The following is a 26,024-nucleotide window of genomic DNA, read 5'->3' as shown; positions in this document are numbered from 1 at the left end:
CCTAATGATGAATACGTTTATTGCGATAAAAATCTGATTGTAATATATTTTTTGATGAAAAAATGATTATTAAATACTAATATCATCCCCTTAATTTAGGGGATGATTGTTTTATTTTAGGAACGTATATGACTTATTTTAAAACGCTTTATACTGCTTAAACAACAATTGTAAAAAGAGCAAAATGAGGAAGTTAAATGTAATATTGACTATTCCTTAATTGGAGATACAAAACATCCATGATTCTTATATTTCGAGAATTAATGAAAAGTGAAAAGATGTGCTCAAAATTGAGTAAATAATTACCTGTTCTTGCCATTAGCCCCTAGCGACAGAAACCCAACCAATTTTTTCTGAAAGAATAGAAAGGCCCGTGGCCCGACCAGCTTTTCTGCTGGTAGCAACCACTTACTTCATGATTGGATTGCGTAGCCCAGGGTAATGCTGCCAGCGAAAAAGCTGGCAGCGGCCACGTTGGCAGTCATATTTTATACCCAACCAATTTTGCTGAAGCACTAGAAAGGCCATGCCGCTACCAACGTGGCCCGACCAGCTTTTTCTGCTGGTAGCAACCACTTACAAAGCAGGCTTATTTGAGGTAAGCATCCACTTCTGCATCCGTGTAAAAAACGGAATCTATTCCTTGCTTTGGTAAGATACCTTTGGCAGTCCATACCAGAGCATTGAGTAATAGCTTTCGATAATTGGGGTCTTGCCAGTGGGCATAAAAATGGCCTCCGGTAAAACCGAAGCCTCTTCCTCCGTCCGCCCGCTCTATTGCCCAGGCTACCGTTTGTGGGTTCTCAATCTTTGAAAGCTGTGCCGTGAGCACGGGTTTCAAACGAGTGTCGTTCTTTTGAAAATGAATTTTGTAGTAAAATTCTTCGTGAAGTTGGAAAGGGGCTACCCCCTGGGTAATAGGATGGGGGGCGGGCAAAAGCTGAGCTGTTTCAGTAGTAATGGCCGAATACCAGGCCTGATTTCCCGAAGCTCCGGGTTTCCCACTTTCATAATCAAAATACCCACCGACCCACTTCTGGAACGCCGGACCGTAGGCAGCGGGAGCAAAAGTGGAGTAATGCATGAGCACCAGTCCACAGCCGCGTTTCATCTGTTTTTCCAGTTGCGACCAGTGATCCTCGGCAAAAATTGGGTCCTGAGCCAGGTTGAAATCTGATCCGTCCGCGTAGATAAAAATAGCGTCGGCATTATCTAGCGTTGAGGGATCAGAAGGCCAGCCATTCGCGTGAATTTCAGTGGTAACTCCCGTCGATTGGGATGTCCGATCCAACATAACCTTAAGTAAGCGTACGGACTTGAGGTATTCATGCTCGCCGGGACCATGGGATTTTTTACCGGCAATCAACACCAGTTTTTTAGCAGGAGGCATAGCCTGAGCCATCAGATGACCCGAAAGTAAGCCAAGTATACTGAAGGCAGTAATAAAAATAGGGCGGAGAAATACGTTTAGAGGTAGCATAGGTTACAGAGATTAATCCGGGAAGATACACAGAAACAGTGCTTTTCAGTCCCAAAGTCCCTTAGAAAGTATAAGAGAGAGCCAGTCCCCTGGAACTGCCAGGGAACCATTCCGGGTGGAGAGATACCTGCGGATGGGAGCGTATTTTTTTGTGTAACTCAGGAATGGCTATGCCACAAACGGAGCCTATAACAAAACCCGTCAATACATCCGTTGGAAAATGCTTGCCAGCGTGCATCCGATTGATTCCTACGAATGCGGGCGGTACCGCAGCTACCGAAAAAACAGCGATTCTTTTCCAGCCCCTGAGTTCATAATAATCCGTGAAAACCTTGGCGGCAAAGAAAGTAGCAGTTGTGCTGAAAGACACGTGGCCGCTGTAAAATGAATTACTCTTGGCCAGACCCGTTTTAGCTTCGAGGGGTAAGGCTGCATTATAGGTTAAGGGGCGGGCTCTGCGAATGGAGTAAGCCGCCGCAAAGTATAAGAGATTGTTAACGGCATGAGCGGTTGTATACAGGGTTAATAAGTCCAGGGCATCCTGACGCATGGGCTTCCCCAGCATTAAAATCAGCGGGCTGGCGATGGAAATATTCAGGAACAAATCCGAGCGTTTCTGGGCCCCTGCAAACCTGCCGGGATCATAAAAGGCCACTCTTCTGTCAAAAGAATTGATCTGGGAAGGGTTGAGTTTTAATACTTCCTGAACAGAAAGCGAAGCCGTTCGGTCCAGTTGCTTAAATCCAAAATACGATGCTGCGAGAGCCACTGTGGTAACGGGGAGTTTAAACGTAGGGTTAACCTGATACCCAGAAAAAGTAGTGGTATCCGATTGAGCCGTAACCGAAGTCAGCCGGGTAAATAGAATCAATAGAAAGAAACAAGGTTTCATAAAGAGGACAGGATTTATAACAAGTATAGTCATAAATCCTGAAGGCTGAGTTGTACTTGGGCAGTAATAGCCCTGCACTGAACCTCTGGCATCAAGCCAGAGGATAGGATCTCATTTGCTGAGTAACAGATCAACATTAACCTCTCAAGTGATGATAAGAATCCTAAGATTGAACCATTAGTCCCTCTCAAACCTTCTCTTTAATAGGTATACTTAGGTTCTTCGCAAGGGCCTGAATCAAGTGCCACTACTTTAATTAATGTCTATTTCATCAACGCAGTAATAGTATGGATAACCAGCCTGTAGCCTATTCCATTTTAGAGCTAGCCCTTACGCCACAGGGCAGTACGATTAAAGAAACCCTGAACAATTCGCTAATCTTAGCCAAAGAAGCGGAATCTCTGCACTATACTCGCTTTTGGTTTGCCGAACATCATAATGCGGATCATATCGGTAGTACGGCTCCTTCGCTACTCATTGGGTATATCGCCGAAAATACCCGCACCCTTCGAGTGGGTTCCGGGGGGATTATGCTTCCCAACCATTCGCCCCTGGTGGTAGCCGAACAATTTGGAACACTGGCCCATTTATATCCCAATCGCATTGATTTAGGATTGGGACGAGCCCCGGGAACTGATCGGCAAACGGCATATGCCATCCGTTCTGATTTCATGGAGGCGGCTCAGTCTTTTCCCGAAGAAATCGTCAAAATTCAGCAGTATTTCTCAAAAGACAATCAGTATTCGAAAGTAAGAGCCCCCATTGCGGAAGGCACCGATGTACCTCTCTATATCTTAGGGTCCAGTATGGATAGTGCCCACCTGGCTGCTCAAAAGGGCTTACCCTATGCCTTTGCCAGCCATTTCGCTTCTACGCATTTGTTGAATGCCTTAACGATTTACCGCAGGGAATTTCAGGCTTCCGAGGTGTTAAGTCAGCCGTATACGATTGCTGGGGTTAATGTATTGATTGCTGATACGGATGAAGAAGCAGAACAGTTGTTCACCACACTCATACGCATGTTTCTTGGAGTCTTGACGGGATCAAAAGATGCCCTGCAACCGCCGACGGAAATGACCGATGAACTGAGACAATTGCTGAATCATCCTACCTTGTATCAAATGCTGAAATATTCCTTTGTGGGTAGTAAAGCAACGGTGAAAAAGCAGATTCAGGCTTTTTTGGAAGAAACGCAGGTGAACGAGCTCATCGCCGTGTGCCCTACCTATGCTCTGGAAGATCGGCTAAAATCGATTCGGTTTTTTGCCGAAGTAATGGAAGAAATCAATCAAGGGGAATTACAAGGAGCCTGATCTTTATAAACGCCTCGGGCCCTCAATTCTCCTCAATAGCCAATCCATAATAGCAGTCCCTCCTAACGACTATTTATCAAACTAATAGTCGTTAGGAGGGACTTACTTTTCTTTCGGTAAAAAAGACCAATGGTGTTAGAATCTTGCGTTAATCAACCCTTCTTTCATTAAGGCTTCCCAAAAATCCTCTGGAATCTTCTTGGTTGCCATTTCAACGTTCAACTTTACCTTATCGGGCTTGGTCGTGCTTAAAGCCACACTGCTAACGCCCGGAATAGTAAAGCCAAAATTGAAACAAGCTTCAGCGGGTTTTATCCCAAATTGCTCACACACCGACCAGAATTTTGTCCGCCATTCCACTAGTTTTTTTCCTTCTTCGGTCTGTTCATCTACCAGACGATAGTTATAATAGTCGCTGCCAATGAGAAAGCCGCCGTTAAATACCGCCGAGTTAATCACAACAACTCCTTTTTGATGCAGCTTTTGAATAAAGGCTACGAGTGCTGCCGGGTGATCATGAAGCGTAAGACTGTTCGCAATCATCACCCAGTCCAGCGGCACATCGTTGGAAAGGCGTTCGATGACCTGCCACTGTTTGGAACCCACGCCAATACCAAGAATTTGCCCCGAGGCTTTTAATTCCGCCAAAGCCCGGTACGCTTCTAATATATCCTGATACAAGGCCTCTTCTTCTTCCGGGCTGGTTGCTTTGGCCAGGTATTCGTCGGGATCATGGACCGAGGCTAATTGTGAGGTATACTTACCCAGTAAGGCATTACCCTGATGAAAACATTCCAGAATACCTTCGTAACTAATGCGTTGGACGGCATCATGTTTCAGATCTTTCCACACGCCGGGCTCGAAGGTAGGTTCGGGAGTGGTGAGTGGCACCTGATACCAGCCTAGCTTGTTGCTGATTAATACATCACTGGGGTCCACTCGTAAGGCTTCCAGACATTGACCCAGAGCTTCCAGGGCTAGTCCGGCTCCGTATTTCCCTGCGGTATCGAAAACGGCTTTTCCAGGTGAATGAGCTACGCAGGCCTGAACAATGCTAAGCTTGGTTTCAAAGGGAGTGGCTTCGTAAATATTACCCAGACCGCTGGTTCCGAAAATAACGGGAGGCAGAGAGAGGGCACTTAATTGAAACGATTCCGTTGGGTTTGATTGATTTTGCATATTCAATGTTGAGGTCCGATAAATGATGCCTGGCTGGGTGCTCAATCGAGTAAACGAAGGACCCTATTTGTTATAATAGATGGAGATAGGCTCATCCTACCTGTACAAATAGGGAAGAAATTGTTGGAGTCATATACATAAATGCCCCATGAGGCTACTGGAAAAGGGATGGATAGAGAATGTAGTCAGGCTTTTACCTTCTTCCCCAAAAGAGCAGATATTAAAAAAGGAGAGCCTTCCCGTATCGAAAAGACCCTCCCGCTCGCCCTAATATCCAGGGTTTTGAGTTAGATTCGGGTTAATATCTCTCTCCGATTGAGGGATGGGCCACAGTTCATTTCTTCCAGCCACAAAATTCCGTTTTTGATACAGGAAAAAGCCTTGATTATCAACCGGAAAATCTTTGTAAGTAGCCGGATTATTGGTGAGTTTCATCCCCGTAAACTGCCGATTTAATTCAGTAGCGGCAGTACCCCAGCGTTGAATATCATAGTAATGCAATCCTTCAAAGGCAAATTCTACCTTTCTTTCCCGACGAATAATGGTTCGTAGACTGGCCGCGTTTGTAGTCGTAACGGCAGGCATCCCTACCGAGCTACGACCTCTTACCAAATTAATGGTCGAGTTAAGTAAGGGCTGGTCGATGGTTTCTCCTGCTTCCAGTTTTGATTCCAGATAACTCAGCAATACCTCGGGATAACGAATGAGCGGGAAATTACCTCCATAGTTAGTCAGACTTCCCGAAAAAGAAGGGTCCATGAACTTGTTGATGCAATACCCACTCCAGTTGTAACGCGTAATGCGGTCGGGAGAATTGGAAGTAGGACTGGCCTCGTAGGTAATCCCTTTAAACTTCGTACGTCCTGAAATCATGATGGTATAATCCAGACGCGGATCCCGATTGGCATAGGGATCATTTGAGTTGTAAAGAGGAGATTCGTCTACCGTCTTTCCATCCGTACATTCGTAGGATTGTACCAATTCGTTATAAGGAGAAAACTGATGCCATCCGCCGTAAGTTTCTGGGTAGAGGTATTGCAGCATGACGGTGCTCAGAAAATCTTCCAGATATTCGTGAGCAAAAACAACCTCCTTACTATTTTCTCCGGTTTGCCAGAAAAGTTGGGCAAAACCCGTCTGATCCACACTGTAAACGCCACTATCCATGATTCGCTTGTAAGTAGCAGCGGCATCGCTCCATTTTTTCTCGGCCATTTGCAATCGTCCTAAAATAGCCAAGGAAGCCCCTGAAGTAATACGTCCGCGTTCGCTGGCCTGACGGGTGGAAGGAAGATTGGGAAAACTGCTTTTCAGTTCATTTTCAGCAAAAGCCCACACCTCGGCTTTCGAGGTTCGCTTGATGGAATTAGCTTCAGCAATGCTAAGCGTTTTGGTCGGCATGGGAACATCCCCAAAGTACAAGGCCAGGTTCAGGTACAAATAGGCTCGGATCGTTTTTACTTCGGCAACCATCATAGCCTTGGTTGTCTCATTAATGGAAATCGTATTGACGCGTTCCAGAAAATTATTACAACGGGCAATAGTGGTGTACGAGTTACTCCAGAAAGCACCCGTAAGCCAGTAAGCTGAATTCAATGTACCATTGGTAACGGCATCAGGAATAAGTTCTTTTTCAGAACCAAAGCCAGCCATCATGTCCAGATAAATCATGGACATTCCACCAAAGAAGTCTCCCGTAGCCCAACCCGAACCAAAGTTGTAACAGCCTACCAGAGCCAGGTTTGCATCCTTCTCGGTTTTCCAGAAAGTTGCATCCGAAATGGCATCCAGGGGTTGCTTATCGAAAAAATCGGGTTTACAGCTCGGTACAATAGTAGCTGTGAGAATAGTCAGTAGGCTGGTAACTATTCGTCGAGTAGTAGGAAAAAGTATGTTTTTCATCGCTGCTTGATCTTTTAGGAGTACTACAAGTTGAGGTTGATACCGAAGGTGTAAACCTTAGTAATGGGATAGAACTGACTGCCATCTCCCGTGGCATTCGTCATTTCGGGGTCCCAGCCTTTGTAGAACTTGTTAAGAGAGAAGAGATTCTGCCCGCTGAAGTACAGACGCAGTCGGCTGATCTTCCATTTTTGAAGCACTTCCGTGGGAAGGCTATACCCCACCTGTAGGTTTTTCAGACGAGCGAAACTACCATCCCGATTCCAGTAGGTAGAGGTCTGAATGGTTCCGCTGCCCATTTGAAGGTTAGTCAGCTTGGGATATTTCGCGTTGGGATCGGGGTTTTCGGTCGTCCAGCGGTTTTCTACCTGCCAGCGTTGAATTTGTCCACCATTGTAAAACGCAAAGGCCGAATACGAGCCAATTTGTTTCTGATAACCCGCCAGCCCCTGAATCAATGCAGAGAAATCAAACCCCTTGTAATCAATGGACAGATTGGCACCAAAGGTATATTTGGGAACAGTGGTACCAATAACTTTGCGGTCATAGGTGGCGTCTACTTTTCCGTCGGGAACACCGTTGGGTCCACTGATATCTTTATAGCGAACAAAACCCGGTTGGGCCGAGTAGGGTTGGGTGGGATATTTGCTGATGTCATCCGTACTTGTGAATAATCCGTCAGCTTCATACCCGTAGATAACCCCGATGGGCTGTCCTACAAAGAGGCCACTGCCAATGTTTTGCTGTAAACCATCGGCTAAAGCCGTAATGCGGTTTTTGATGTAGGAGAAGTTAGGTGAAATGGCCCAGTTAACCCCATTGCTTTTACCCCGATACGTTAATTGAGCCTCAAAACCCGTATTTTTGACACTTCCAATGTTAACGGCTGACGTACCCAAGCCCAGGGTGGAAGAGGTAGCAACGGTATACAGAACGCCCGTTGTTTTCTTATCAAACATATCGAGAACGAGGCTTAATTTTCCTTTCCAGACGCTTACATCCAGTCCAAGATTGGAAATGGCTGTTTGTTCCCAGGTAATATCTCCGTTACTAAGTCGGGTCGTTGCCGCTCCCGTAGCCAGTGCTCCACCGAAGGAGTAGTTCTGACCCAAGCTTACCAGGTTCTGGTAAGGGTAAGTACCTACGTTCTGATTGCCCAATATCCCCCAGGAGGCTCTCAGTTTTAAGTTATCCAGCCAGGTAGCCGTGTTAAGAAATGCCTCTTCGGAGAGCCTCCAGCCAGCGGAGAAGGACGGGAAAACGCCCCAGCGGCCTTTGGCTGGAAAGCGGGAAGTTCCATCCGCTCGCAGGTTCGCTTCCAGTAAATACCGGTCTTTGAACGAATAATTGAGTCGGCCAAAAACCGAGCGAATCCCCCAGGAAGAGGCCGAACCCGAGGAACTCATGCCCGTGCCTGAACCCGCATTTAACTCGTAAAGTAAAGAGGTAGGAAAGTCCTTGCGGAATCCTGAAATGTACGAATCATTGTATTCTTCCTGCGACACCCCCGCCAGAATGGTAAAGGAATGATCCTGAATTACTTTAGCGTAGGAAAGTAGGGATTGTAAGGTTACCTGAGTACCCTGACCTGAGTACACGTTGAGGGTATTAGGACCCACATATTTGTTAGCATCAAACTGAAAATCAGAAACGTAATCTTTGTTATAACTACTCCAGAAGTTATAGCCGATTTTGCCACTCAGATTTAATCCCGGCAGAATGTTCCAGTTCATTTCCGCTCCCCCTAAAAAGTACTTGTTCGTTCCTTTATAGAAAGAGTTGCTGGATAACCAGGCTTCGGGACTATAATTATCCTGGTAACCATAGGTTCCATCCGATTTTCTTCCGGCGTAGATGGGCCCCTGACGAACGGCAAAATTGATCATGCTGTTCATCCCACCGCCGCTTTGGTTAGGCGAGTGATTTTCAGCCGTGTATCCTTGCAAACTTACTTTTAGCGTCAGCTTGTCGTTGAGCTGAGTATCATTATTGAAAAGGAAATTGTAGCGAGTGTACCCATTTTTAGCCACAATACCGTCCTGCGACAGGTAACTCACGGAAAACAAATTGCGACTCCGTTCAGTACCGCCTGCAAAATTCAGGGAGTGCGACATTTGAAAACCACTACCTGAGGTCAGCAGGTTTTTAAAATGCGGTACGTTCGGGTAATTGTCTGGATCAGACTGGTTGCGAAAAGTCTCAATCTGAGCAGCCGTGTAAGAGGGCGACTGCCCCGAATTCTGATTGGCTTCATTCTTGAGCTGAGCGTACTCCCAGGAGTCCACAAATTCAGGTAGTGCGGTGGGCTTTTGCCAGCCCAGGTAATTATTATACGTCACCTGTAATTTGCCACTCTGACCCCGTTTGGTTTCGATGAGAATAACCCCGTTGGCGGCCCGGCTTCCATAGATGGAGGCGGAGGCGGCATCCTTGAGCACAGAAATGCTTTTGATGTTGTTGGGGTCTACATCATTAATAGACGTAGCCAGACCATCCACCAGAATCAGGGGGCCTCCACCGGCTCCGTATGAACCAATTCCCCGGATAGTAATGCCTGCTCCGTCATTGCTAGGCTGACCGGAACCCTGAGAGACGACTACCCCAGTTACCAAACCGGATAAAGCCTGAGAAGCCTGCGTGATGGGACGGTTTTCAATTTCTTTGGTCGAGATACTGGAAATAGAACCCGTTAAGTTTACTTTTTTCTGTGTACCATACCCTACCACCACTACCTCGGTCAGAGCTTTACTGTCGGTTTGCAGAACAATATCCACGACCGTCTTACTGGCACTAACTACGACGCTCTGACTGACGTAACCCACGGAAGAAATAAGTAAAGTACCGCCTTCACTAGGAATACTCAGCGAAAATTTCCCGTCAGGGTTAGTGGTAGTTCCGATGTTTGCGTTTTCCTGTAAGCGAATCGTAGCTCCTGGAACGGCCGCTCCTTTTTCATCCGTAATTTTACCCGTGAGGATAAAAGCAGAGACTGCGTTTTTCTTGCTCAGGTGAAGAGGGAAAACGGATGTAGGACTCTTTTCAGTAGGTAAAGGAAGTGCTCGAACGGCCCCGGCTTGAGAAGAACCGGCAGCTAAGGTAAATCCTAGTAGAATTGCTTGCTGCATCACCCTTTGGGAGAGGGGGAAAATAGAGGTTTTCATAGTAAATGTATTAAGGTAAAATAAAGGTTACAAAGCAGCCCCGGTTAAAGGCTGTAGAGGGCTAACCCATGTTAGCATAGGAGAAAATAGAGGCAATAGAGGGATCTTAGTTCATAGGCTTAGCGAGCTATGTGAGAAAGCATTGATAAGCTTAAACGGGTGTGGTAGTAAAATAGAATCGAGAAAATCTTATTAAAATGATTGGGGAAGAAGCAAGTGCTATGGGCAAGCTTACGCTTCCAGAACACCAGAAGAGCAAGCTTGCAAAACACAACATAATTAATTAACGTTACTATATATACGTAATAGATGTGCCCAAACGAAAGCTACAAACAGCTTACTTGTGACCCAGAGGTTAAGCAGGGATTAAAGTAAAGATGCGATCCATTTGTACCCATTTTTCATGTTCAGCTGACCAGCTCAGGGGAAGCTGAAATTGTGACATGAGGGCTTCCCATTCCATGACTTTGACATTATTACGATCCATTTGCTCTTTCACACGAAAGTCAAAATCATCCTTTGTTTCCATAATCATGAAGAGCCGATTGCCGGTGCGATAGATCTCCATGGCGGTCACGCCACTATCGAGCATGCTTTGGGTGACTTCAGGCCAGGCATTTTCGGATTTGTGATAAGTTTCATACTGGCGGATGAGCTCGGGATCGTCCTTCAAATCCAGAGCAAGGCAGAACTTTTTCATACGCGGGTCTAGACAATTTTCAACACGTTGGCATAGGACAATGCTGGTTTATTTTCGGGTAGCTGAACGACAAGACCCTGATTGGTTTGCTCAAAAGACAGTGAATCATTACCTCCAAGCAACGAAACGCGGCGAATGGGGGAGGTATGTAAGCCCTTACCAGATGCCAGTGAGGTGACTACCACTTTTTTATCATCAGGCCAGCCCATGAGCGTCGCGTACAAAGCTTCGCCTTTGGCCGTAAACCGAATATCCTGGGAAGTAAAAGCTTTGCCTTTGCCTTCGTTGAAACCCTGAGCCGAAAGGGGGGCTGCTCCTTCCTGGGCTGGTCCTTCGCCAAACACCTTCCAGGGGCGAGTACCATAGATGGCTTCGCTGTTGACTTTCAACCAGTTACCAATTTCGACCACTACAGCCCGCTCCTGCTCATCAATGCTACCATCACCCCGTACCGGAATATTAAGCATCAGGTTTCCATTCTTGCTGACTACGTCAACTAAGGTTTGAATGACCATTTTCGCCGACTTATACCCTTTCCGATCGTACACCGCCCGGTTGTAGTGCCAGTCCCCAATGCAGGTATCGGTTTGCCAGGGCAGGGGTTCAATGGCATTGCTCTGTCCTCTTTCGATGTCCCAAACCATGCATTTGCGTTGCTGCTCGTCGAGCACTTTGCCAAACACAATTGCCTGTTGGTTCCCATCCTTATCTATATTTTTGTTATAAAGGTGAGCTGCAATTTTTAGCCCAGCGTCATCGATGGGCCACAGTGGCAGGGCTGTATCATCGAAATAGACGAATTGGGGATTGTATTGATCAATGAGATCAATGGTACGCTTTAAAAACTTATCGCAGTACGCTTTGGTTGGTTTAGCTACACCGTTGCCCCAGTTCCACTGACTGTGAATCATACCATCGTCCCAGCTATTTTTGCTCAAGGGGTGATTTTGGGCATATAACTCCTGTGGGTCCATGCCTTGCCACCACTTGCCTTTTCCGTCAGCTTTGGTCACATTGCCGTCATAAGGAACGCCCTTATAAGGCCCTTGTTTGTCACTCCGCTGAGCCGTTTCCATCCAGCTCCAGGCATGAGCCGCGTGCACACTCACGCCGAACGGAAGGCCTTGCCGACGGGACGCTTTTTCCCAGCCACCAATAATGTCTTTTTTGGGACCGACCTTGGTGGAATTCCAAGGCTGGTGTTTACTGTTATACAGGTCCAGGTTATCGTGGTGATTCGCCATGGCCATAAAGTATTGAGCTCCAGCTTGCTTATACAAAGCGACTAACTCTTCTGGATCCCAGTTTTCCGCCTTCCATTCGTGGATGACATCCTTGAACCCAAATTTGGAGGGATGTCCATATTTCTTGAGGTGGTAGTTATACTGATGGCTACCCTCCTGATACATGCCCCGGGCGTACCAGTCGCCGGCTTCGGGCTGGCACTGCGGTCCCCAGTGAGCCCACATCCCAAATTTCGCATCTTTAAACCAATTAGGCGTCTGAAACTGCTCGAGCGATTTCCAGGTAGGTAAGAAAGGTCCTTTTCTGGTGATCTGATCAGCTATAGAGCCTAGTGCAATATTAGAGAGGCTTAAAGCGGGTAATAAACCAAGCGTACTTTTAAGAGCAGTTCTACGATTCATAAGTAAATCCTGAGGCTAATGCAAAACATGTTCAATGGAGACTTTCAACGATACAAATGTATTGTATAATAAAATATTTAAATTGTACAAAAAGGCTTTTAATTTTAACAAATCGGGTTTTATGAATAATTTTGAAAAATTACTTACGTACATTTTTTACTTAACTAGACCTAATATAACAGCTATTTATGCACAATACGGGCTTTAAAGCTACTTTTTCATTATTGCATACAGATTATGTTCAGTTGAACAAATCGTGGAATTACAAAGATGTAATGAGCCCCTTTTATCGAATTTACCTCATTGACGACGGGTCAGGTTCGCTGGGAGACACCGATCAGGCCCTGCTTCTGGAGAAGGGATACTTGTATCTGATTCCAAGTTTTACCAGGTGTGATCATTCGTGCCGGGATTTTTTAAGCCAGTATTACGTACACTTTTTAGAAGATAACCCAACCGGACTTTCGCTTTTTACCTATAGCCGAAGGGTACTGAAAATTCCATCGATACCCGAAGATTTCTTACTATTTAAGCGTCTGCTGCAATTAAATCCAGGACGTGACTTAAGAAGAAGCGATGACCCCAGAGAGTATCAGAACCAACCTTTACTCAAGGGTTTCCAGCAGCAGAATAATGACATCTCCTTTGCGGCATACGTAGAAACGAACGGACTGATTCTACAATTACTATCCCGATTTTTAACGGATGAAGAATTTCTTTCATCCCAACGGGGCAGACTATCGCCTAAAATCGAGAAAACGGTGTTGTATATTCAAACGCATCTATCCGAACCGATGACGGTGGAATTGCTCGCCGGGGAGGTTAATCAAAGTGCTCATTACTTCTCTAAAACTTTTTTACAAGCGACGGGTCAGCGGCCCTTGGAATACCTCATGCAGCGAAGAATCGAAAGGGCTCAATATTTAATGTTGACGACTTCCCTGAGCTTATCAGAAATTGCCGAAGAGACAGGCTTCGAAAGTTTATCCTACTTTTCACGAAGCTTCAAAAAAATTACGGGGCAGAGTGCCAGTCAGTATAGTCAGGCCAATCGTTTCTGAAATAAGTCAGGTCAATGCAGGCGATGGGATTGGCATCGCCTTGGAAATCCTGTTTTAAAATCTTGTTAAGTATTTGTCAAAAAAGGCTGGGTATCCCCCAAGAAACCGTCGATTCTGGGTCGGATATCCGGGTTCCGTTCAATTTTATAGGCAGTTTTTTATAAAAAAGAGCTCTTTTGAACATTTGTAGCATTTATTTATACAAATCTTCTCTCTTCATTCTTCGTGTTAGAAGTACATTTGTTCAATGATTAGTTAAAAATATTATCAAAAAAATTATGCTTTTTCTACTCATTTAAAGGGAATAAAGCAGAGCGAAAAAGATCGTATTTTTAAATATATCCGTTCCGAACGCTTTAAATCCATTGTAACGTAAGCCGAGGTTCCACTCGTAAATCATTGGGAACAGGAACGTAAGTTAAGGTTACGTATACTTAGTAAAGTTAGTAGATTTTGTACTGATAATCCATACACTCAAAACAGTTTTGATCGAAGTAATGCGAGTCCAGATCGCTAGTGGCAACGTAGCCATTTAACCCCTTTGACTGATTGATCAACCCGCATGGTTGATCGTACGGTTCCATTCCCAGGCAGGAATGGTCAGGAAGATTTTGCCTTTAAATCTCAAGTGAATTGTTAAATCATAAAAAAAGTATGCATCGATTTTCTACCATTCGGAAGGTCCGCAGAAGGGATTTAAAATCTCCGCTGCTGCAAGTAGTATTGATGGTTGTGCTGACTCACGCCAGTATGGCCGAACCTAACAGCCCTGTTCGTCTCCGTGAGGTTACGAAGGCAGGGCCGCGGGGGAAGGTCGCGGTAGATACTGAAATCAGAGGGAAAGTTACCGGAGAAAATGGTGAAGGACTTCCGGGCGTAAACGTGCTGATTAAGGGAACCACCCGTGGAACCACCGCCGATCAGGATGGTAATTTTAAACTGACCATCCGCCCAGGCGACGCGACGCTGATCTTTTCATTGGTAGGGTATGCTCCCAAAGAGGTGGCGATAGGATCACAGACCGTTTTAAATGTAGTGCTTTCCAACGATGATAAAGTCCTCAACGAAGTAGTCGTAGTAGGTTACGGTACTCAGCGTCAGGAAGCCGTGACGGGGTCGGTTGTTTCCGTGACCGGGAATGTGATGCGGGAAATTCCTTCGGCGAACATATCTCAGGCCTTACAGGGCCGGATTGTGGGGGTGGAGATTTCACAGACTTCCACTAAGCCCGGAGCCGCCATGGATATTCTGATTCGTGGCCAGCGTTCCCTCCGAGCAGATAATGCTCCGCTGATCGTGCTGGACGGGATTCCTTTCTCAGGTTCTATCACGGATATTAACTCGAACAATATCAAGAGCATTGACATCCTGAAAGATGCTTCGGCGACGGCGATTTATGGTTCCCGGGGTGCAAACGGTGTCATTCTGATTACCACAAATACGGGTAAAAGAGGACAGAAAGCTACGTTTTCGTACAATGGTTTTCACGGCCCCAAGACCGTTTTTGCCAAGTATCCGATGATGAACGGGCCTGAATTTGCCGCTCTGCGGGCTGCAAGTTTGCAAAAATTCCAAAATACAATTGACGAATCCAACGATGTAAATACCGACTGGCAGGATAAAATCTATAGAACCGGCCTGATGAGCAGTCATGATATTAACGTATCGGGTGGCTCTGAAAATGGAAACTATTCCTTTGGCTTGGGTTATTACAGAGAAAACGCCGTGGTGCCTCTTCAGGATTTCTCGCGTTATTCGCTTCAGGCTTCCATTACGCAGGACATTAACAAGCATTTCCGGGTAGGTTTTTCGACCAACTCCAACTTTACGGTGAGTAACGGAAACAGTGTGCCTGCCGTAGGAATGGCCCTGGGAAGATCTCCCATTGCCAATCCTTACAATGCCGATGGTTCAATGAAGACCATCATTCAGGAGCAAACGTCTGGTCCTCAATGGGTGCCTTCGCTGGAGCGGTTTAATGCACTGGGAGATAAATACATTGATCAGACGCGGGCTTATGGATCTTACAACACCCTGTTCACTGAAATACAGATTCCTGGTGTTACGGGATTGAAGTACCGGGCTAACTTAGGGTTGAACTACCGGCAGAGTACCAGCGGAAACTATACCGGTGAGGGCGTTTTCAGTGGTAACCCCCTGAACGTATCTACGGCGGGGATTGGTAATTCTCATACCCTCAACTGGGCCATCGAAAACTTGCTTAGCTACGACCGCAAGTTTGGGAAACATGAGATTAACGCGGTAGGGTTATACTCCGCTCAGCAGAATACCTTCAATTCGTCTTCTATTGGGGCCCGGGATATTCCATCTGATGCCTTTCAGTTCTATAACCTGGGCCGGGCCGATGGTATCATTACCGTAAACCCAGCAAATCAGGGCTATAACCAATGGGGATTGTTGTCCTACATGGGTCGTGTCATGTACTCTTTCGATGATCGGTATATGTTAAGTGTGACTTTCCGGGCGGATGGTTCATCCCGCTTAGCCAAAGGACACCAATGGAATGCGTATCCCGCGATTTCAGCCGGATGGAATATTTCCAAGGAACAATTCATGAGTGGCGTTACCCAAATCAACCAGTTAAAGCTGAGAGTGGGCTACGGTCAAACGTCCAATCAGGCCGTAAACCCTTACGAAACCCTGGGACTTTTGTCAACCCGGCCTTACAACTTTGGCAGTTCGAACTACGCTACCGGATTTTATGTGTCTAATGCTCCAAACCCTCGTTTAGGATGGGAGTTTTCCAACACGATCAATATTGGTCTGGATTTCAAAGCCTTCAATAACCGGCTGTCAGGTACGTTCGAACTTTACGAACAGCAAACGAAGAATGTACTTCTCGGCGTTGGTTTGCCTCCCACCTCTGGAGTAGGCGGTTATACAGCCAACATTGGTCAGACGCAAAACAAAGGTGTCGAGTTTAACTTGAACGGAACGGTGCTGGAAAACGCGAATGGCTGGACCTGGGACGTAGGTTTCAACGTGTATGCCAACCGCAACAAACTGGTATCTCTGTCTTCCGGTCAACAGCGTGACGAAGGAAACTGGTGGTTTGTGGGCCATCCGATTAACGTAATCTACGATTATGAAAAAATAGGGCTCTGGCAGGAGAATGATCAGTTCCGCAATATTTACGAACCCGGTGGTAATGCGGGGATGATTCGGGTGAAATACACCGGCGATTATAACTCGGATGGAGCTCCAACGCGGGCCATCAATGCCTCTGATCGCCAGATTCTTAACATGCAACCGAATTTTCAGGGAGGTCTGAACACCCGGGTTGCTTACAAAGGATTTGATCTGAACATCGTAGGCGTTTTTAAAAGCGGCGGCTTGCTTAACAGTACTCTTTATGGTTCTTCGGGTTACCTGAACAACCTGAATGCCCGGGCTGGAAACAACGTAAGAGTGGATTACTGGACCCCAGAAAATACCGGAGCGAAATACCCCGCACCCGGTGGTATTGGTGGTGACAACCCGAAATATGGCAGTACACTGGGCTATTTCGATGCTTCTTTCCTGAAAATCCGTACCATGACGCTCGGCTACAACGTAGACAGCAAGGTGTTGGGAAGACTAGGGATGAATACCCTCCGCGTGTACTTCACCGCTCAGAACCCATTCGTGATGTTCTCGCCCTATCACCGCGAGTCAGGAATGGATCCAGAAACCAACTCGTATGGTAACGAAAACGCGGCGGTGCCTTTATCCTCTGCCCTCAGACGCATCCTGACCATTGGCACGAACACGCCTTCGACCAGAAACTATATCGTAGGTGTCAATCTGACTTTCTAAAAGCATTACTATGAAACGTTTACACATAAAAAATCTCAAAGCAGCAGCCGTATTGACGCTCTTGTTTACGAGTTGTACCAAAATATTAGACGAGAAGCCACGAGCCATTTACACCCCTGAATATTTCAAAACCGAAAAAGGAGTATACGGTGGGTTAACGGGGATGTATGCTCACCTGCGTTGGATTTTCGGAAATGCCTATTTCTATAATTCCTGCATGACCGGAACCGACGAGGCAACCTGGGGTGCCAGTGGGGGTGGAAGCAACTTTCAATCGCACGATTTGTCTACCGATCAACTCATTACGCCTCTGGCGAGTGATGCCAGTAACCTGTGGTACAATGCCTTCCCGAATATCAATACCGCCAATGGGGTGATTGAAAACGCCACTGCGGTTGGGATTTCGCAAGCGTTAATTGCCGAAGCACGGTTCTTTCGGGCCTTTGATTACTTCATGCTGGTTCAGACCTTCGGAGGCGTGCCTCTGGATCTGGGCTCGGGTGAGTTAGCTTTCAACATTTCTACGCTCCGAACGTCGAAACGCAATACGGTTCCTGAAGTATACACCAAAGTTATTTTTCCTGATCTGGTGAAGGCAGTAAATGACCTGCCTGCGAGTGGACGAGTGATCGGAGGAGTAACCAAAACGCTGGCTAGTCTTTACCTATCCAAAGCTTATTTAACCTACGGCTGGTGGCTGCAAAATCCAAATAATATTCCTACGTACCCAGCCACGAATCGGACTGACCCAGACGGACACGATGCTCAGTGGTACTTCCAGAAGGCGTATGATGTAGCGACACAGGCCATCAATAATCCTGGTCCTTTCCGATTACAGAGTACCTATTATGACGTAAACCTGGGTTCGAACGATCGGAACAGTGAATTGTTGCTCTATGCGGATCATACCGAAAGCAGTGAGCTGTTTAATGGTTCAAGCCTGACGTATGCTGGTGGTGGTGATGCGGATAACTTTGCCGTGTGGATGTTAACCTGGAATTATACCAGCATTACGAGCTCAAAGACCAATTGGAGTGCCCCCAGCACGGTTAATTCCGTGCAACGGGAAGCGGCTCAGTCTTTAGGACGCCCCTGGGTACGCATGGCTCCTCCTCACGAGGTATTTAACAAAACGTTTGCCGATAAAACCAACGATTCCCGCTACGACGGTACGTTTACTACGGCTTATCGGGGTAACTGGAACAAGGCTGGGGTTACCAACGAATTTTTATACAATGCAAACAACCTACAGGTTCGTCCGGGAGAGGCGATTCTGACCTTCCTGGATCAGGAGCCATCGACAGCCATCGACTATTCTAATTCGGTGTACAAGAGTGGAATGGGTCTGGGCGTACTGCCAGGTCGGGCCGACTACGTAGTAGGACCCAGTGGCATCAGTCGGTTGGTTTATCCAGGACTCTGGAAGTTAGGTGTTTATCGCACGGATAATGGTAACGGATTAGGTCAGCCCAATGCGGCAAGTACCCGTCCCTTTAACATCGCTAAATTCTCAGAACTTTATTTCATTGCGGCAGAAGCAGCGGTAAAAGGAGCGACGACACAGGCAGGACAAACGGCAAGGGATCTCATCAATGTGATCCGGGCACGAGCAGGTAAATGGCGTTGGTATAATCAGGGGAATGTGTCCAAAGTACAGGACAATAGTGCCGCCATGATTGCGGCGACTCCCGCTACGATTGATGTTAACTACATTCTGGCCGAGCGTTCGCGTGAATACTACGGGGAAGGCTACCGCTGGTATGATCTGGTTCGTACGCAGAAATGGAAAGAGCTTGCCTCGACTTATACGATTTGTGGGCCAGGGGTAGGAAATCATACGCCCTCTACGTTCAACAGAAAAATCGAAAATTATCACTACCTCAGACCTATTCCTCAGGGGCAGCTTGATAACATGGACATGTCGGCTGATGAAAAAGCCGCTTATCAGAATCCAGGCTATTTATAAACGCTGGTTCTTTTCTGGATTAAATGCCAGGAAAGGAAGCTAATACGGTGTACTTGATGTGAAGAAAGAGGGGTGCTCCCTCTTTCTTCATTTGTTAGCATCGCTCTGGTTCAGCGGGCAGAGGTACATTTCAGATGGAATGGGTAACTTTCGTAGAAATCTAAACCGAAAAAAGCAGAGCAGAGGAAGTGCAGGGGAAAGTGAAAAGCTCTGAATCAAAATCACTTAAAATATGACTCAAATCGAAAGACGGGAGTTTTTAACGACTTTATCACTGGCGGGTGCCGCCACTTTATTTTCCGGAAACGCGTTAATAGCCGCCACAGCACCGAAGAAAGACAAGCTAGGCATTGCCCTGGTTGGGCTGGGTTACTACAGCACGGATTTGCTGGCACCAGCTCTTCAAATGACTGAAAAATGCTACCTGGCCGGAATTGTAACGGGTACGCCTGCCAAAGCTGAGGCCTGGAAAGCTAAGTATAAGATCCCGGACAAAAACATTTACAATTACCAGAATTTCGATCAGATTGCTAATAACCCTGACATTGACGTGGTCTACGTTGTGCTTCCGCCATCCATGCACCGGGAATTTGTCGTTCGGGCTGCAAAGGCGGGCAAACACGTGTTTTGTGAAAAGCCTATGGCCCCTTCCGTAGCAGATTGTGAAGCCATGATTGCCGCCTGTAAAAACAACAAGGTGAAACTGGCCATTGGATATCGTTGTCAGCACGATCCGAATATTCAGGCGGTGATGAAGGTAGCCAAAGAACAGAAATTCGGAAAAGTAAAGATGATTAACAGTGCCGCCGGGTATTTCGATGGTCGGACGGACCACTGGAAGCAGAAGAAAGCCCTTGGGGGTGGCGTGATGGGGGATATGGGAGTATACGCCTTACAGGGAGCCAGACTGGCTACGGGCGAAGAGCCTATCAGTGTGATCGCTCAGGCTTCTACCACACGGCCTGACATCTACAAAGAAGTCGAAGAAACCATGATGTTCATGCTGGATTTCCCCAGTGGGGCACGGGCTGCCTGCCAGACGAGCTTTGGTATCAATATGAACTATTTGCAGGTTAACTATGAGAAAGGCTGGCTGAAACTCGAACCGCAGTCGGGCTATCTGGGTAATAAAGGAAGTATGTCTGACGGGACGATTATCAACTTTCCCATTAAAAATCAGCAGGCCAAACAACTGGATGAAGATTGCCTGGCCCTCATGAATCAAACGGACCTCATGGCCCCGGGCGAAGAGGGGTTACGGGATATCAGAGTGGTCGAAGCCATTTATAAATCGGTACGTTCGGGCAAGAGCGTTACCATCTAGGATGCTCCGGTGAATGAAGTCTTAAATTGGCTGCTTTCTACAGAACGATTTTAGACTTCATTCGCCAGATGTTTAGCATTTCGATACTCCGAAGGCAGCATATTGAATTGGCTTTTAAACGACTTGGTAAAGTAATTAGCATTGGGAAAACCCACCGAGTAAGCAATTTGAGAGATATTCAGATCGCTTTTTTCCAACAACATGGCTGACTTTTCCAGTTTGACAGACCGGATGTACTCTACCGGGGTCTTGCCCGTTAACTCCAGAAGCCTACTGTACAGCGTTCCCCGGCTCATGCCCACGTGTTTACTTAAATTCTCTACACTGAGCAGCGAGTTATTCAAGTTTTCTTCAATAAAGAAGGCAATATCTTTCAACAGCTTTTCATTACCCGATTCAATTTCAACCTCCGGTTTCACCAGATTGATTCGTTTGGAGTAATACCCTTTTGAAACGCGGTTCAAAGCCAGCAGGTTATTGACTTTAGCGTTCAAAATCTCAAAATTGAACGGCTTGGTCAGGTAATCATTGGCCCCTGATAACAGGCCCCCTAAGTTGCTGCTGATCGCCAGTAGAGGCCGTTAACAGAATCAGGGGAATATGGCTGGTTCTTTTATCTGATTTTACCTTCTGGCTAAACTCAATGCCGTCTACATTTGGCATGGCTACGTCGCTGATAATGAGCGTAGGGTGAATGGAAAGCGTTTTCTGCCAGCCTTCCCGGCCATCTGCCGCCTCAAAAACGTGGTAATGCACTTTAAGCCTCTCCATGAGGTAATGCCTGAATTCGTCATTGTCTTCCACAATTAACAATCGCTCGGCTGTATCAATGCCACTGGGTCCGATCCCAGATTTTTCGGTAGGTAGAGGGGCGGCCTCTGCCCTTTCTTCCTGAAGAAAAACCACCTGCGAAGAAGGAGCTTCCACCAGAGGCAGATACATTATGAAGGTACTGCCTTTCCCCGGCTCGCTGTCAACCAGAAGTTTTCCGCCGTGCATCACGACGAATTCCTGAGCAATGGATAATCCAATGCCACTGCCTGGATTCATGATGGAATTCTGGGTTTCTTCCTGATAAAACCGTTCAAAAATCTGCGAGTGTTTATCCTGAGCAATGCCGATGCCCGTATCCTTGACCGAAACGCAGAGCCAGTGCTGGTCTGGATTTTGTTCATCCATCTGGGAGAAAACTTTAAGCCTGATTTTTCCCCCTTTAGGCGTGAACTTGAAGGCATTGGAAAGTAAATTGTAAAGCACTCGTTCAATTTTGTCGAAGTCAAGCGTAAGCTCCAGATCAGCCGCGTAGCTTTCAAAAACAAAATCAATGTGTTTTTTCTCCGAAAGATCCTGAAAGGAATCGCAGGTTTCTTTGACGAAGGAGACGACGTTTCTGGTCGATAAATGCAGGGTTTGTTCCTGCTGTTCAATTTGCTTGAAATCCAGCAGTTGGTTCACCAGATTGAGCAATCGCTTTGAATTTCTTTCAATGGTTTGTAACTGGGAATCGATAGCCGACTCGTGTTTTTTAGCTAAAATGCCTTCCAGCGGGGCCAGAATCAGGGAAATAGGGGTTCTGAATTCGTGGCTCAGGTTGGTAAGGAACTTAATTTTCATCTGGTCCAGATCGCGAATGCGTTGCACCTCCCGCTTTTGCTGTTCCTCCGTAAATTTCTGCCTGATTTTCTGGATACCACGACGACGCAGGTACCAAATCGTGAATCCAATGGCGAAGGCATAGAAGAGGTAGGCGTAAATAGTCAGATAAAAGGGCGGGTGAACTACAAGGGTAATCGATGCCCCCTGCGGGTTCCAGACATTGCCGTGCGTGCTGGTTTGTACTTCGAAGACGTATTCACCGGGATTGAGATTCGTATAATGAGCTACGGTTGTTTTACCCGCATAATACCAGTCTTCCTGATAACCTTTCAACCGATACCGATACGCATTCTGATGGGCGTTGGTATAATTCAATGAGGCATAACTAATGGAGAAATTCTGCTTGTAATCCAGATGAATAACTTTTGCCAGCGAAATATGCTCCGTGGTAATGGTTGAGTCAGCCGCCGTAATGGTTTTATTACCCACTTTCAGATCGGTAAATTGAATGGGATACGACAAAGCACTTGATTTTATAGTACTGGTAGTAAGGAAATTAAATCCCTGAATACCCCCAAAAAACAAAGTCTGATCTGAAGCTAATAAGCCCGATCCATACGCGAAAATGTCATCCTGAAGACCATTGTGAGCGGTATAATTCGTAAATCGGCTGCCTCCTTCATCCAGGCTGCTGATGCCTTTATTGGTACTTACCCAAAGTCTTCCCTCTCCATCGCTAAGAATTTTATTAACGATGCCGTTGGGTAATCCTTTTTGGGCCCCATAGGGAATGAATGAACGGCTGGCTGGATTAAATCGGACCAGTCCTTCCCCATTCGTTCCAATCCAAAGGGAACCTTTTGCATCGGCATGAATGGACGTGATGCGATTACTAGGCAGGTTACTGTTTCCCTTGTCATACCGAATGGCCTTTTGAGTCACGGGATTCAACACCGCAAGACCTGTTCCAAACGAACCAATCCAGAGATTACCCTGCTGGTCTTCTTCGATGGCTCGTATGTAAGCATTTAACGGAATAACGGATGGGCCTGCGTGGGAGGGAGGGTTGAGGTACGTAAACTCCTTTCGAACCGGGTCGAAACAATTGAGACCGCCTCCGTTTGTGCCTATCCAGATTTTGCCACTTCTGTCCGTCTTTAAGCAGAATATATCATTGTGATTAATAGTGGCATGAGGCAGGCCTGCCTTGAACTGTTGGCATTTTCCCGTGGCAACGTCCAGCAAAAACAAGCCTTCCTGAAATGTACCAATCCATAACTGATTATGTGGAGCAAGGGTCATGCAGAGAATAGCCAGGTTAGGTAATTCGGCTCCCTCGTTTGAATAAAGCCTGACCCGGCTGAATCGATTGGTTTTGCGGTGGTAGAGATTCAATCCTCCACCGTCGGTACCGACCCACAAATCCCCGTTAGGATTTTCGGCGAAAGAGGTAACAAAAGGGGCACTGAGGCTGGCGGCATCACCGGGCCGACTTTTTTGTAAACCAAATAGTGTAAGATTTTTGTCGTACTTGTTAATGCCGCCCTGATAGGTTCCTAACCAGGTAATGCCCATAGGATCAATGAACATGCACTTGACGGCTCGATTGGCTAGACTGAACGGTACGTTCGGGTTTGGCAGGTATCTTTCTACTTTGCCCGTCTCCCCATCCATAATGTTCAGACCCATTTCCGTACAAATCCATAATCGATTGGCTTCATCAGCCTCGATGGCATAAATCGTATTATTACTGAGAGATGCAGGATCATTCTTTTGGTAACGAAACGTTTTAAATCCACTTTCGTCAGGTAAAAGCAGATTGAGACCGTTTTGAGTGCCTACCCATATTCTTCCCTTTTTGTCCTGAGTAATGCACATCGTCGTACTACTCGCCAGACTGTTAGGATTGTTGGGATCGTGGAAAAAGGCTTTGAACTGGTTTGTTTTCTTCTGATAGACAACCAGCCCATCATTGGTAGTGATCCAGATACGTTTTTGCTGATCTTCGAATACCCGCCGACAGGGTTTTCCGTCTACTAAGGCATAATTTTTAATGGAAGGTCGAGTCACTTTTAACGTTTGGGGGTCTACGTTAAACACACCCGAATGCGTTCCTACCCACAGCCTCCCCTGTTGATCGCTGCAAATGGAATACACGTTCAACCCAACATTAATCCGAATGAATGAATCTTTTTTCCGGTCGTATAAATGGAGAGAACCTTCAATGGTTCCGATCCACAAGCGACCCGCAGCATCTTCGAGCAACGCAGAAACCTCATTGGAGCCCAGGCTATTCGGATTGGATTGCTCATGGTGGTATACCGTGAAATTAAAACCATTGTATTTGTTAAGCCCATCTTCCGTCGCAAACCATAATAAACCGTATTTGTCTTTCAGAATAGCGGCAATGGTGTTTGAAGAAAGACCATCTTTGGTGGTAAGCGAGGTAAACATCATGGGCTGCGGTCCAGCCCATGTCTCGAATGTCGGAAACAGGAGGGTACAGCTTAGTAAAATGGTAGCAAGTATGTTTTTAATCCGCATGTATGATCGTTAAAAGAAAAGCCTTAAAAATGCCCTATATATTTCCTTCCCTTTCGCTGAGATCCTGTTCGTCCGTTACCAGGTACGGATGGTCATGCGAAGCGTTACCAATGCTTTTTTGACGAATTGTATACGCTTCCCCTCATCCGCTTGAACGCAGGGAGAGACTAACTTTCGTGCCTTTCTACCTTAGTTAAAGCATGATTTTGAGGTATTCTCTAAGACAAATGTAATTATTTATTAATATAATTATGATTTTAGAGGGGTTGACCGGAAAATAAATGTTCAATTGACACTTTATATTTACAGGCTGAATCCTTATCAAAAAGAAAATCTGGACCATGAAATGGTTTTATACCTTTTAGCTCCCTACTGGGAAGCATGAATGCTTCGATTAACAAGGGAATCTAGGAAGAGGACATTTCTATGGACCTGAATAACGTATAATAGTACACGTTACAGATTATTGAACATTTGTTTCACTCTTTTATACATTTGTTCTCACAGCAGCGAAAGCTTGTATTTTACTTTTGTTAAACTATTTCTTTGAAAAGTCATGAATTGGGTCGGGCAACACTTGGCCTGCTTAATGAAGCTGCACAAGCGATAGTTGATTAATGATCTGGCCTTTCTATCGTGACAATTGCCAGCATCACTACTTCACAGGAGAGGAGTTACCCATACTCCTAAGTCAGTTCATTGGATACCCATTCAACATGAAAATAGGAATACTCATTACAGTAGGCATACTTTGGTTATCGGTGGGCCATGCTCAGCAAATGGTATCTGAGAAACCTACCAATTTTGCGGTCACGAAAGCCGTTATTTATGTGGATACCAAAGAAGCAGAGCTGGTTCAGACCTCAGCTCAATTGCTTCAACAGGATATTGAACGGGTAACGGGGCGGAAGGTGCCCTTGGTCCATACGCTGGACAAGATTCGTCAAAACGTCATTGCCATTGGCACGATGGAACAGTCTGGATTTCTGAAGCAATTAGTAACGGCCCAGAAACTTTCAGGTATGACCGATACCTGGGAAGCATACCAGATCAGACTTATAAGCAATCCTTCTCCCACCATTTCCCAGGCTTTAGTCATCAACGGTAATGATCGAAGGGGAGTCGCGTATGGCGTGTTTGAATTATCCCGTCAGTTGGGCGTGTCTCCTTGGTACTGGTGGGCTGATGTACCGGTAAAAAAGCAGAACGAAGTATACATTCATAAAAATACGCAGCTACAGGATGCTCCCCAAGTGAAGTATCGGGGCATTTTTCTGAACGATGAAGCCCCCGCCTTATCCGGATGGGCTAAAGAAAAATTTGGCGGCTTTAACCATAAGTTCTACGAAAAAGTATTCGAACTTATCCTTCGTCTGAAAGGGAACTATATCTGGCCTGCCATGTGGGGAAAACGCTTTTTACGCGGATGACTCACTGAATATCA

At 46.2% G+C, this 26,024-nt stretch carries 15 protein-coding genes; 6 read left to right on the top strand and 9 right to left on the bottom strand.

All coding sequences use genetic code 11. The features are described 5' to 3' along the window. Positions 1 to 589 precede the first annotated feature (589 nt). Positions 590 to 1,480 carry a ThuA domain-containing protein gene (locus QE357_RS21595; RefSeq protein WP_309712277.1) on the bottom strand — a complete coding sequence of 297 codons (891 nt, stop codon included), beginning with the start codon at positions 1,478 to 1,480 and terminating at the stop codon, positions 590 to 592. A 61-nt stretch (positions 1,481 to 1,541) separates the two neighbouring features. Next, a complete protein-coding gene (locus QE357_RS21590) occupies positions 1,542 to 2,372 on the bottom strand; it encodes a phosphatase PAP2 family protein (protein WP_309712274.1) in 831 nt (276 codons plus the stop codon). A 287-nt stretch (positions 2,373 to 2,659) separates the two neighbouring features. On the opposite strand from QE357_RS21590, the gene QE357_RS21585 reads away from it, so the two are divergent. Continuing rightward, positions 2,660 to 3,685 carry an LLM class flavin-dependent oxidoreductase gene (locus QE357_RS21585; RefSeq protein ID WP_307140618.1) on the top strand — a complete coding sequence of 342 codons (1,026 nt, stop codon included), beginning with the start codon at positions 2,660 to 2,662 and terminating at the stop codon, positions 3,683 to 3,685. Between the two features lie 135 nt (positions 3,686 to 3,820). On the opposite strand, the gene QE357_RS21580 is transcribed toward QE357_RS21585, so the two are convergent. The 5 genes from QE357_RS21580 to QE357_RS21560 form a co-directional block, all read right to left on the bottom strand. Then, positions 3,821 to 4,864, bottom strand: a complete 1,044-nt coding sequence (locus QE357_RS21580) for an aldo/keto reductase (protein ID WP_307140619.1) — start codon at positions 4,862 to 4,864, stop codon at positions 3,821 to 3,823. A 267-nt stretch (positions 4,865 to 5,131) separates the two neighbouring features. Continuing rightward, on the bottom strand, positions 5,132 to 6,766 hold the full coding sequence (locus tag QE357_RS21575) for a RagB/SusD family nutrient uptake outer membrane protein (protein ID WP_309712271.1): 1,635 nt from the start codon (positions 6,764 to 6,766) through the stop codon (positions 5,132 to 5,134). 23 nt (positions 6,767 to 6,789) lie between these two features. Beyond that, positions 6,790 to 9,927, bottom strand: a complete 3,138-nt coding sequence (locus tag QE357_RS21570; RefSeq protein WP_309712269.1) for a TonB-dependent receptor — start codon at positions 9,925 to 9,927, stop codon at positions 6,790 to 6,792. 355 nt (positions 9,928 to 10,282) lie between these two features. Next, entirely contained in the window at positions 10,283 to 10,627 is a 345-nt protein-coding gene (locus QE357_RS21565) for an L-rhamnose mutarotase (RefSeq protein ID WP_309712265.1), read from the bottom strand. An 8-nt stretch (positions 10,628 to 10,635) separates the two neighbouring features. After that, complete coding sequence (locus QE357_RS21560; protein WP_309712262.1) at positions 10,636 to 12,273, bottom strand: alpha-L-fucosidase; 1,638 nt, start codon at positions 12,271 to 12,273, stop codon at positions 10,636 to 10,638. 275 nt (positions 12,274 to 12,548) lie between these two features. On the opposite strand from QE357_RS21560, the gene QE357_RS21555 reads away from it, so the two are divergent. The 4 genes from QE357_RS21555 to QE357_RS21540 all read left to right on the top strand — a co-directional run bounded on the left by QE357_RS21555 (position 12,549) and on the right by QE357_RS21540 (position 20,440). Next, the gene (locus QE357_RS21555; RefSeq protein ID WP_157830468.1) at positions 12,549 to 13,334 is read left to right on the top strand and encodes a helix-turn-helix domain-containing protein; all 786 of its coding nucleotides are present in this window, start codon (positions 12,549 to 12,551) and stop codon (positions 13,332 to 13,334) included. A gap of 654 nt (positions 13,335 to 13,988) precedes the next feature. Beyond that, positions 13,989 to 17,150 carry a TonB-dependent receptor gene (locus tag QE357_RS21550; RefSeq protein ID WP_307140625.1) on the top strand — a complete coding sequence of 1,054 codons (3,162 nt, stop codon included), beginning with the start codon at positions 13,989 to 13,991 and terminating at the stop codon, positions 17,148 to 17,150. Positions 17,151 to 17,160: 10 nt separating this feature from the next. Then, positions 17,161 to 19,116: a RagB/SusD family nutrient uptake outer membrane protein gene (locus QE357_RS21545; protein WP_309712260.1), complete on the top strand. Its 1,956-nt coding sequence runs from the start codon at positions 17,161 to 17,163 to the stop codon at positions 19,114 to 19,116. Positions 19,117 to 19,348: 232 nt separating this feature from the next. After that, complete coding sequence (locus tag QE357_RS21540; protein ID WP_106638382.1) at positions 19,349 to 20,440, top strand: Gfo/Idh/MocA family protein; 1,092 nt, start codon at positions 19,349 to 19,351, stop codon at positions 20,438 to 20,440. Between the two features lie 50 nt (positions 20,441 to 20,490). Here the strand turns inward: QE357_RS21540 and QE357_RS21535 are convergent, their stop codons facing one another. Together QE357_RS21535 and QE357_RS21530 are read right to left on the bottom strand one after the other, a co-directional pair. Next, positions 20,491 to 20,934 (bottom strand): helix-turn-helix transcriptional regulator, encoded by a 444-nt coding sequence (locus tag QE357_RS21535; RefSeq protein WP_309712258.1) that lies wholly within the window; start codon positions 20,932 to 20,934, stop codon positions 20,491 to 20,493. Between the two features lie 31 nt (positions 20,935 to 20,965). Further along, a complete protein-coding gene (locus tag QE357_RS21530) occupies positions 20,966 to 24,580 on the bottom strand; it encodes a two-component regulator propeller domain-containing protein (RefSeq protein WP_309712256.1) in 3,615 nt (1,204 codons plus the stop codon). A 716-nt stretch (positions 24,581 to 25,296) separates the two neighbouring features. Here QE357_RS21530 and QE357_RS21525 point away from each other — a divergent pair. Then, a complete protein-coding gene (locus tag QE357_RS21525; RefSeq protein ID WP_309712254.1) occupies positions 25,297 to 26,010 on the top strand; it encodes a glycosyl hydrolase 115 family protein in 714 nt (237 codons plus the stop codon). Positions 26,011 to 26,024 lie beyond the last annotated feature (14 nt).

The organism is Siphonobacter sp. SORGH_AS_0500 (genome assembly GCF_031453245.1).
GTDB lineage: Bacteria > Bacteroidota > Bacteroidia > Cytophagales > Spirosomataceae > Siphonobacter.
The sequence above is the reverse complement of the archived record's forward strand: the minus strand, read 5'-3'. Positions and strand labels throughout refer to the sequence as shown.